This is a genomic window from Rahnella perminowiae (genome assembly GCF_019049755.1).
Taxonomy (GTDB): Bacteria; Pseudomonadota; Gammaproteobacteria; order Enterobacterales; family Enterobacteriaceae; genus Rahnella; species Rahnella perminowiae.
The window spans coordinates 23997-34599 of sequence record NZ_JAFMOS010000623.1 but is presented as its reverse complement, the minus strand read 5'-3'; the positions used below and the strand labels follow the sequence as shown (position 1 = coordinate 34599).

Below are 10603 nucleotides of genomic sequence, written 5' to 3'. Positions count from 1 at the left end.
CTTGGAACTGCATTATTTACGTCTTAAATCTTTAAATCTCAAAAGCTTAAAAATTTGGAGCGGGAAACGAGACTCGAACTCGCGACCCCGACCTTGGCAAGGTCGTGCTCTACCAACTGAGCTATTCCCGCTCTGCGCACTCAACGAAATTCTTCATCGGTACGGGGTGCGCATTATACGAGAAATCCTTTTTGCCGCAAGCCCCTGAAAGCAAAAAAACGTTTTTTTCGTTCAAGTGCCGATTAAACCATCAAAGCGACGATTTAATCAGCGAAACGCGATGATTTTGTGCTCCGTATGTATTTTTAACGTTTTTTAAAATAAATCGCCTAAATCATTCACGTTGCAGGAAAGCGGCAAACTCACAACAAATCGGTCAGTGATTCAGGTGAGAGAGTGCAGCCAACGCATCTGCAGCCTGAAGGATGACGGAGATTAAAGATTAATAAAATGTTCGCGGTAGTACGCCAGTTCAGCCACAGATTCACGGATATCATCCAGCGCCTGATGAGTATTTTGCTTCTTAAAACCACCCAGCACTTCCGGTTTCCAGCGACGCGCCAGTTCCTTCAGCGTGCTGACGTCCAGATAACGGTAATGGAAATAGGCTTCCAGCTCCGGCATATATTTAAACAGAAAACGTCTGTCCTGGCCGACGCTGTTGCCGCAAATCGGCGATTTGCCCGCAGGAACCCACTCTCGCAGGAAGTCGATAGTTTTTTGCTGTGCGGCATTGTCATCAAACGGACTGGCTTTGACGCGATCAACCAGACCGCTGCCGGTGTGGGTGCGCACATTCCAGTCATCCATCAGCGCCAGCTGCGCGTCAGACTGATGGACTGCCATGACCGGGCCTTCGGCCAGAATGTTCAGATGCGCGTCGGTCACCAGCGTCGCAATCTCAATAATACGGTCACGTTCAGGATCCAGACCGGTCATTTCCAGGTCAATCCAAATTAAATTCGAGTCATTAGCGGCCATGATGTGTCCTGTTACAAAGTAGAGAGTTGACGGAGTTCTCCGTCATTCGGGCAATTAATATAAAATAGCTGGTATCATAGTCGTTTTGGTCGCACCGAGCGATTAAAGCCAGTCAAGTGAGGCGCAGTGACTAAATCAAAACTGTCTAAAGGGCAACAACGTCGCGTTCAGACTAACCATCAGCGTCGTCTGACACAGACGGACAAACGCAAAGAGCTGGACGATTCTCTGCATGGCGAACCGCAGGACGGCGTCGTCATCAGCCGTTTCGGGATGCATGCGGACGTTGAAGCGGCCGACGGCAGCCAGCACCGTTGCAATATCCGCCGAACCATCCGTTCTCTGGTGACCGGCGACCGCGTGGTATGGCGCGCCGGCGAAAATACCAGTGTGAAAGGTATCGTCGAGGCGGTCCATGAACGAACTTCCGTTCTCACACGCCCTGATTTCTATGATGGCGTCAAACCCATTGCCGCAAACATTGACCAGAGCGTGATTGTCTCCGCCATCCTGCCGGAACTGTCGCTTAATATTATTGATCGTTACTTGGTGGCGTGCGAAACGGTTGAAGTTGAACCGCTGATTGTGCTCAATAAAATCGATCTGCTCGACGACGAAGGCCGTCAATTCGTTCAGGGCATGATGGATATCTACCGCAAAATAAATTACCGCGTCCTCGAAGTGTCGAGCCAGACCGGTGAAGGTATGCCTGCGTTTGAAAAGGCGCTGACTGACCGCATCAGTATTTTCGCCGGTCAGTCCGGCGTGGGTAAATCCAGTCTGCTGAACGCCCTGTTGCCACCGGATGAAAAACAAATTCTGGTGAATGAAGTGTCCGATAACTCAGGCCTGGGTCAGCACACCACGACAGCGGCGCGTTTGTATCACTTCCAGCATGGCGGTGACGTTATTGACTCCCCGGGCGTGCGTGAATTCGGTTTATGGCACCTTGCGCCAGAACAGATCACCCAGGGCTTTGTCGAATTCCGCCCTTTCCTCGGCTACTGTAAATTCCGCGACTGCAAGCATGGCAGTGATCCGGGCTGTGCAATCCGTGATGCCGTAGACCGTGGTGAAATAGCCGAAGAACGTTTCGACAATTACCACCGTATTCTGGAAAGCATGGAAGACGTAAAAACACGTAAAAACTTCGACGCACTTTAATACTAAGTGGTTGAATTAATATGTTAATGGCAATCGGGTAACGTTAACGGAAGTTGAACCGTTGATTTCACCCCGTTACAATCCTCCGCCATACAACACTGCATGCCCCTGAATACCATTCGGGGGCGCCTGCAAAATGGCCGGTACGCCGGTCATTCATATCATTCAAGAGGTTTTCCCCGTGCTGGACAGTATCAAAATCAAACTTCAATATTTACTTCCTAAACAAGGACTGACCCGTCTGGCTGGCTGGGGCGCAGATAAGCGTGCTGCCACGCTGACACATTGGGTGATCAGAGCATTTGCCCGTTTTTATAACGTCGACATGAAAGAAGCACAAAATCCGGATCTCAAATCATATGCCACGTTTAACGAATTCTTCGTGCGTCCGCTGCGCGAGGGCGCACGTCCGGTGGTCAGTGGTCTGGATATGCTTTGCCTGCCAGCCGACGGTGCAGTCAGCCAGTTAGGGGCAATTACCGGGGGCAAACTGTTCCAGGCTAAAGGTCATTTCTACAGTTTAGAAGCATTGCTGGCAGGTAACTATTTGCTGGCAGAGCAATTCAAAGACGGACAGTTTGCCACTGTTTATCTGGCACCACGTGATTATCACCGGGTGCATATGCCGTGCGACGGCGTGCTGCGTGAAATGATTTATGTCCCGGGAGATTTATTTTCAGTCAATCCGCTGACCGCCGCGAATGTACCCAATCTTTTCGCCCGTAACGAACGCGTCATCTGCGTCTTTGATACTGAATTCGGGCCGATGGTACAGATTCTGGTTGGCGCAACGATTGTCGGCAGCATTGAAACCGTCTGGGCAGGCTGCGTCACGCCGCCGCGCGAAGGCATTATCAAGCGTTGGACTTATCCGGCAGCCGGTGAAGAAGGTGCCATCGCGCTGGAAAAAGGTCAGGAAATGGGCCGTTTCAAACTGGGTTCCACGGTGATCAACCTGTTTGCCGCTAATCAGGTTCGCTTCATGCCGAATCTGAGTAATGGCACGGTGACCCGCATGGGCGAACCGTTCGCCGAAGCTCTGCGTGCTCCGGCAGCAGCAGCGGAACCTGTGGTAGCAGAAGCCTCTGTCACTACAGAAGCGCCAGCAGGTGTCGCAACCGCTGAACCGCAGGCTCCGAAAGATTATTAAGTTCGCGCTGAACTGACATACAGAACTGAAAAAAGGATATGACCGAGTGCGCCTGTTCCCCGCCTTGCTGATGAGTTTATTGCTGTCCCTGCCATTGATGGCGGGTGCAGCACCGACTGAAGATCAGCTCAAACAAGAGTTGAAACAGGCGGAAGCCAATAAAGAAATGGCCAATCAGACGCAGGTGGTTGAGGCGCTGCAAAGCGCACTCAACTGGCTGAATGAAGCCAGCGTTTCAGCCGGGCGCTCGGCGGAATATCAAAAGGTCATTGATGACTTTCCAAAACTGACGCAGGCCCTGCGCCAGGAATTGCAAAATCAGCCTGACAAGCCGCCCGCGCTGGATGACAGCATCTCCACGGCTCAGCTCGAGCAACAAATTCTGCAAGTCAGCAGTCAGCAGCTGGAAGAAACCCGCCAGTTGCGTCAGGAGCAGGACCGCTCCCGCGACATCAGCGACTCACTGAGTCTGATCCCGCAACAGCAATCCGAAGCCCGCAACGCGCTGAGCGACATCGATCAGCGCATACAGGCGGCGACCGCGACGGCAATCTCCTCGCCGCTGGCACAGGCCCAGCTCAGCGCACTTCAGGCCGAATCTGCAGCGCGTAAAGCCAAGGTTGATGAACTGGAACTGGCTCAGCTTTCTGCCAATAACCGGCAGGAACTGTCGCGAATGCGCACAGATCTCTACAAAAAACGCGCCGACTTTCTTGATCAGCAATTACAGGCCTTACGCAATACACTGAATAACCAACGCCAGCGGGAAGCTGAACAGGCGCTGGAAAAAACCGAGCTGCTGGCCGAACAGAGTGGTGAATTGCCGCACTCTATCAGTCAGCAGTTGCAGGCCAACCGTGAGTTGTCGCTGGCACTGAATCAGCAGGCGCAGCGGATGGACCTGATCTCCTCTCAGCAGCGTCAGGCCGCTGCACAAACTCAACAGGTACGTCAGGCGATTAATACCATTCGCGAACAGGCACAGTGGCTTGGCGCGTCTAATTTACTTGGCGAAACACTGCGGGCGCAGGTTGCGCGTCTGCCGGATATGCCGAAACCGCAACAGCTTGACCGCGATATGGGCCAGTTGCGCGTGCAGCGCCTGCACTATGAAGATTTACTGGATAAGCAGGCTATTTATCGCCAGGCAAGGCAGGATGACGGAAAACCGCTAACTGCGGCTCAGCAAAAAATTCTGGATGCACAGTTGCGGACGCAGCGTGATTTGCTCAATTCCCTGCTTTCAGGTTGCGATACCCAAATTCTTGAACTCACCAAGCTGAAAGTGGCGAACAGCCAGCTGGTGGAAGCGCTGAATGATGTTCATGATGCCGCCCACCGTTATCTGTTCTGGGTGGCAGACGTCAGCGCCATCGGCATTTCTTACCCGGTGCAGGTCGCGCATGATCTGAAACGTCTGCTTTCACTGGATTCACTCAGTCAGCTCGGCGGTGCGTCGATGATGATGGTCACCAGCAAAGAAACGCTGCTGCCATTATTTGGAGCACTGATTCTGGTGATTATCAGCATCAGTTCGCGCAAACATTATTACGCGTTCCTGGCACGTGCCAGCAGTAAAGTGGGTAAGGTCACACAGGATCATTTCTCGCTGACCCTGCGCACCGTGTTCTGGTCGATTCTGGTCGCCATGCCGTTGCCGGTGCTGTGGGCAGCGCTGGGCTTCGGGCTGCAAAGCGCGTGGCCGTACCCGATTGCAGTTGCGATCGGCGATGGTGTCACCGCAACCCTGCCAATCCTGTGGGCATTTATGGTCAGTGCCGCGCTGGCGCATCCGCAAGGGTTATTTGTCGCCCACTTCGGCTGGCCGCAACGTGCGGTATCACGTGCCCTTCGCTACTATGCGCTGTCGATCTGGGTGCTGGTGCCGTTAATTATGGCGCTGATTACCTTCGATAATCTTAACGATCGGGAGTTCTCAAATACGCTGGGGCGGCTGTGCTTTGTTATTTTGTGTCTGGTGGTCGCGCTGGTCACCCACAGCCTGAAACGCGCGGGAATTCCGCTGTATCACGATAAAAAAGGCAACAGCGAAAACGTCATCAACAAAGCCTTATGGTGGATGCTGCTGGGCGCGCCCGTTGTGGCCGCACTGGCTTCGCTGATGGGCTACCTCGCGACCTCACAGGCGCTGCTGGCACGCCTGGAAACCTCGGTAGCCATCTGGTTCGTATTACTGGTGATTTACCACATTATCCGGCGCTGGATGCTGATCCAGCGCCGTCGTATTGCGTTCGAACGCGCCAAGCAGCGCCGGGCAGAAATGCTGAATCAGCGTGCCCGCGGTGAGGACGATGCCCATCAGGTCAGTACCAGTAATGAAGGGACGGTTGAGATCGAAGAACCCGTGGTGGATCTGGATGCTATCTCCGCGCAATCACTGCGACTGGTACGTTCCCTGCTGACATTGATCGCCCTGATCTCGGTGATCTTCCTGTGGTCTGAGATCCACTCGGCCTTCTCGTTCCTGGAAAATATTCATCTCTGGCAGGTTGCGTCTACGGTTCAGGGCGTAGAGAGCATGCAGCCGATCACACTGGGATCGGTGTTGATCGCCATTCTGGTGCTGATTATCACGACGCAACTGGTGCGTAATCTGCCCGCGCTACTGGAACTGGCGCTGTTGCAACATCTGGATCTGACGCCGGGCACCGGTTATGCCGTGCTGACCGTGACCAAATATGTGTTGCTGCTGATTGGCGGCCTGACAGGTTTCTCGCTGATCGGGATCGAATGGGCAAAACTACAATGGCTGGTGGCAGCACTTGGTGTCGGTCTCGGCTTCGGTTTGCAGGAAATTTTCGCTAACTTTATTTCCGGCCTGATTATCCTGTTTGAAAAACCGATCCGTATCGGCGATACCGTGACGATCCGCAACCTGACCGGCAGCATCACCAGGATCAATACCCGCGCCACAACGATCGCCGACTGGGACCGTAAGGAGATTATTGTGCCCAACAAGGCCTTTATCACCGAACAGTTCATCAACTGGTCGTTGTCAGATTCCGTTACCCGTGTGGTGCTGACTGTGCCTGCGCCGTCGGAAGCCAACAGTGAAGAAGTGACCGAAATTCTGCTCGGTGCCGCGCACCGCTGTTCGCTGGTGCTGGACATGCCTGCGCCGGAAGCCTATCTGGTGGATCTCCAGCAGGGGATTCAGATTTTCGAGCTACGTATGCATGCCGCTGAAATGGCACACCGTATGCCGCTGCGCCATGAAATCCATCAGCTGATCCTGTCCGGATTCCGCGAGCATGGCATTACGCTGCCGTTCCCGCCATTCCAGGTGCGTATGGAAACACTGCACCGCGCGCAAAATGGCAATAACGCGACCTTTACCAGCAGCAGCGGCAGTGGTCGCAGCGGAAACAGTTCGCGCTCACCGGGCGACTTATAAAAGCCAAAAGAAAAGCAAAAAGGGCAGATCCTTCTGCCCTTTCAGATTGCTGACAAAGTCCTGACCCTGAGGTCAGGGCTGAACAGCAGAATCAGGATCAGGCGCGCGTCACCGGGAAGGCCAGCACATCGCTCAGGCTGGCGGCACCCAGTGCAATCATAATCAGACGGTCAACGCCCAGCGCCACACCAGAACACTCCGGCATGCCGTGCGCTAACGCATCCAGCAGATTGTTATCAATGGGATGCTGCGGCAGGCCGCGTGCCGCGCGTTTACGGTTGTCCTGCTCGAAACGCTGACGTTGTTCACGACTGTCTGTCAGTTCACGGAAACCATTTGCCAGCTCAATGCCTTTGTAATACACCTCAAAACGCTCGGCCACGCGGTGATCTTCCGTGCTGATTTCTGCCAGAGATGCCTGCGTCGCCGGGAAGTGATAGACGAATGTCGGCTTATCGCGGCCAATATGCGGCTCCACGCCCATCGTAAATAACAACTGTAACAGGGTGTCGCGGTCTTCTTCGGTGTCGGCAATATTGGATAAATCCAGTTTTGCCGCCGCTTCGCGCAGCTCAGTTTTATCGGCAGAGAGGGGATCAATACTTAAATGGCGGGTAAATGCCTGCTGATAAGACAAGGTTTCAGCACTGTCGCAATCGAGTACCTGCTGGAGCAGATCATCCACTTCATTCATCAGGCGGTACATGTCATAACGCGGACGGTACCATTCCAGCATGGTGAACTCCGGGTTGTGATGACGTCCGGCTTCTTCATTACGGAAACTGCGGCCCATCTGGTAAATCGGCCCGCTGCCCGCTGCCAGCAAACGTTTCATGTGATATTCCGGGCTGGTCATCAGATACAGCGTCATGCCGTCAGCCGCACCCGGCCCGACAAAACGCGTCTCAAACGGTACCAGATGAATGTCGGTCACCGTGGCCTGACTCATCGCTGGCGTTTCAACTTCCAGTACGCCGCGATCGGCAAAGAAACGTCGGATCTCAGCGAGGATTGCCGCACGCTTCAACAAATTGGCGACAGAAGCACTGGGTTGCCAGCTTGCTGTTTCGCTCATGGTGATTTACTCCGAATTCAGAAAAGTCATGCAGTCTACCCGCATCCCCGCAGGCAAACAATTATCTCATTTTGCGAAGCAAAAAGCAGAGAAAGCCCAAACCTGCATTCACATCAAATTACCGCTTCTACCCCTTTGGTATCATAATTCCCTTACAAACAATAAGAATATCAGCCATCGGGACAGCGCCTGTATGTCATCGGGGTTCACTAACTCTTCGAATATGAAGAGCTTTTCGCGGGTGTTTCAAACCCGATCTCATTGATGATAGTGGAGGAATGCAGTGCAAACCTTTAACGCCGACATTGCAATTATAGGTGCAGGTGGGGCGGGTTTACGCGCAGCAATAGCCGCAGCGGAAGCCAATCCCAACCTGAATATCGCGTTGATTTCGAAAGTGTACCCAATGCGCAGCCACACGGTCGCTGCCGAAGGCGGTTCTGCCGCAGTGACACAAGATCACGACAGCTTTGATTTTCACTTCCAGGATACTGTTTCCGGAGGCGACTGGCTGTGTGAGCAAGACGTGGTGGATCATTTCGTGCATCAATGCCCGACTGAAATGGCCCAGCTAGAACTGTGGGGTTGCCCCTGGAGCCGTAAAGATGATGGTTCCGTCAATGTCCGCCGCTTCGGCGGGATGAAGATCGAACGTACGTGGTTTGCAGCGGATAAAACCGGTTTCCACATGCTGCATACATTGTTCCAGACCTCGCTGAAATATCCGCAAATCAAGCGATTCGACGAACATTTCGTTCTCGATATTCTGGTCGATGAAGGCCAGGTTCGGGGCGTTGTCGCCATTAATATGATGGAAGGCACACGCGTACAAATCCGGGCCAACGCCGTGGTCATGGCAACCGGCGGCGCTGGCCGTGTTTACCGTTATAACACCAACGGCGGCATCGTAACCGGTGACGGTATGGGCATGGCGTTCCGTCATGGCATCCCTCTTCGTGATATGGAATTCGTACAATATCATCCGACCGGCCTTCCGGGCTCCGGTATTCTGATGACTGAAGGTTGCCGGGGTGAAGGCGGTATTCTGGTCAATAAAGACGGTTACCGTTATCTCCAGGATTACGGTATGGGGCCGGAAACGCCGCTGGGTGAACCGAAAAATAAATACATGGAACTGGGCCCGCGCGACAAGGTATCGCAGGCGTTCTGGCACGAATGGCGGGCCGGCCGGACTATCGAAACACCGCGTGGTGACGTGGTGTACCTGGATTTACGCCATCTCGGCGAGAAAAAACTCCGTGAACGTCTGCCGTTCATCTGCGAACTGGCTAAAGCTTATGTCGGCGTCGATCCGATTACTGATCCGATCCCTGTTCGTCCTACCGCACACTACACCATGGGCGGCATCGAAACCGATGCGCAGTGTGAAACCCGCATCAAGGGTCTGTTTGCGGTCGGTGAGTGTTCGTCCGTCGGCCTGCATGGCGCAAACCGTCTCGGCTCAAACTCGCTGGCCGAACTGGTGGTGTTCGGCCGTATGGCCGGTGAAAAAGCAGCAGAACGCGCCGTACAAGCTAAAGACACCGGCAACAACGATGCGCTCGACGCACAGGTTCGTGATATCGAAAATCGTATCGCCGCGCTGATGGCACAGGAAGGCGACGAAAGCTGGGCAGCCATCCGCGACGAAATGGGTCTGGCGATGGAAGAAGGTTGCGGCATTTACCGCACCACCGAACTGATGCAAAAAACCATCAATAAACTGGCTGAACTGAAAGAACGCTTTAAGCGGGTGAAGATTCAGGATACCTCCAGCGTTTTCAATACGGATTTGCTGTACACCATCGAACTGGGGCATGGCCTGGAAGTGGCCGAATGCATGGCGCATTCCGCCCTGCACCGCCGCGAATCCCGCGGCGCGCATCAGCGTCTGGATGAAGGCTGTACTGAACGCGATGACGTGAATTTCCTCAAGCATACTCTGGCCTTTTATCAGCCAGACTCCGCCCCGCGTCTGGAATATGGCGACGTGAAAATTACCACGCTGCCACCGGCAAAACGCGTGTATGGCGGGGAATCTGAGACTCACGATAAAAAAGATAAGGAGCAATCACGTGGCTAAAATACGCAGCCTGAAGGTTGAAATCATGCGCTACAACCCGGAAACGGACAGCGCGCCGCATCCGGTGGTGTATGACGTGCCTTTCGATGAAACAACGTCGCTGCTCGATGCTCTGGGCTATATCAAAGATCATCTGGCCGCTGATCTTTCCTATCGCTGGTCCTGCCGGATGGCAATCTGCGGCTCATGCGGCATGATGGTCAATCGCGTGCCGAAGCTGGCATGTAAAACCTTCCTGCGGGAATATCCGGACGGTATGCAGGTGGAAGCGCTGGCGAATTTCCCGGTTGAGCGTGATCTGGTGGTCGATATGACCCACTTTATCGAAAGCCTGGAATCCATCAAACCTTACATTATCGGCAATACCCGCACGGTGGGTGAAGGCCCGGGTAAGCAAACTCCGGCGCAAATGGAGAAATACCATCAGTTCTCCGGCTGTATCAACTGCGGTTTGTGTTACGCCGCCTGCCCGCAGTTTGGTCTGAACCCGGAATTCATCGGTCCGGCCGCTATTACGCTGGCGCACCGCTATAACCTTGATAACCGGGACCACGGCAAGGCACAACGTATGCCGCAGCTAAACACTCAGAACGGTGTCTGGAGTTGTACGTTCGTCGGGTATTGCTCCGAAGTTTGTCCGAAGCACGTCGACCCCGCAGCCGCCATTCAGCAAGGCAAAGTCGAAAGCTCCAAAGACTTCATGATCGCGAGGCTGAGACCGCAATGAGGGAGGAA

Annotated in this window: 7 protein-coding genes and 1 tRNA gene; 5 read left to right on the top strand and 3 right to left on the bottom strand. The window is 53.9% G+C overall.

Translation table 11 applies throughout. From position 1 onward, the window contains the following. Nucleotides 1–55 precede the first annotated feature (55 nt). A tRNA-Gly gene (locus tag J1785_RS21765) sits at nucleotides 56–131 on the bottom strand. 304 nt (nucleotides 132–435) lie between these two features. Continuing rightward, nucleotides 436–981 carry an oligoribonuclease gene (gene orn, locus J1785_RS21760; RefSeq protein WP_129954242.1) on the bottom strand — a complete coding sequence of 182 codons (546 nt, stop codon included), beginning with the start codon at nucleotides 979–981 and terminating at the stop codon, nucleotides 436–438. Between the two features lie 126 nt (nucleotides 982–1107). Between orn and rsgA the strand changes: the two genes are divergently transcribed. The 3 genes from rsgA (at nucleotide 1108) to mscM (ending at nucleotide 6710) form a co-directional block, all read left to right on the top strand. After that, nucleotides 1108–2145 carry a small ribosomal subunit biogenesis GTPase RsgA gene (rsgA, locus tag J1785_RS21755; protein WP_217220671.1) on the top strand — a complete coding sequence of 346 codons (1038 nt, stop codon included), beginning with the start codon at nucleotides 1108–1110 and terminating at the stop codon, nucleotides 2143–2145. 181 nt (nucleotides 2146–2326) lie between these two features. Continuing rightward, nucleotides 2327–3295: an archaetidylserine decarboxylase gene (gene asd / locus J1785_RS21750; RefSeq protein WP_217138290.1), complete on the top strand. Its 969-nt coding sequence runs from the start codon at nucleotides 2327–2329 to the stop codon at nucleotides 3293–3295. Between the two features lie 46 nt (nucleotides 3296–3341). Beyond that, nucleotides 3342–6710 carry a miniconductance mechanosensitive channel MscM gene (mscM, locus tag J1785_RS21745; protein ID WP_129954236.1) on the top strand — a complete coding sequence of 1123 codons (3369 nt, stop codon included), beginning with the start codon at nucleotides 3342–3344 and terminating at the stop codon, nucleotides 6708–6710. 97 nt (nucleotides 6711–6807) lie between these two features. Here mscM and epmA read toward each other — a convergent pair whose 3' ends face one another. After that, on the bottom strand, nucleotides 6808–7785 hold the full coding sequence (gene epmA / locus J1785_RS21740) for an elongation factor P--(R)-beta-lysine ligase (protein ID WP_129954234.1): 978 nt from the start codon (nucleotides 7783–7785) through the stop codon (nucleotides 6808–6810). Between the two features lie 283 nt (nucleotides 7786–8068). Between epmA and frdA the strand changes: the two genes are divergently transcribed. Continuing rightward, nucleotides 8069–9868 (top strand): fumarate reductase (quinol) flavoprotein subunit, encoded by a 1800-nt coding sequence (frdA, locus tag J1785_RS21735; protein ID WP_129954232.1) that lies wholly within the window; start codon nucleotides 8069–8071, stop codon nucleotides 9866–9868. Beyond that, nucleotides 9861–10595 carry a succinate dehydrogenase/fumarate reductase iron-sulfur subunit gene (locus J1785_RS21730; RefSeq protein ID WP_129991648.1) on the top strand — a complete coding sequence of 245 codons (735 nt, stop codon included), beginning with the start codon at nucleotides 9861–9863 and terminating at the stop codon, nucleotides 10593–10595. The genes frdA and J1785_RS21730 overlap by 8 nt, the downstream gene beginning before the upstream one ends. The last annotated feature ends 8 nt before the right edge of the window (nucleotides 10596–10603 follow it).

Bases quoted from the DNA above. Each gene is read 5' to 3' on its own strand.
- epmA (WP_129954234.1), bottom strand. From the start codon at position 7,785: ATGAGCGAAACAGCAAGCTGGCAACCCAGTGCTTCTGTCGCCAATTTG.
- orn (WP_129954242.1), bottom strand. From the start codon at position 981: ATGGCCGCTAATGACTCGAATTTAATTTGGATTGACCTGGAAATGACC.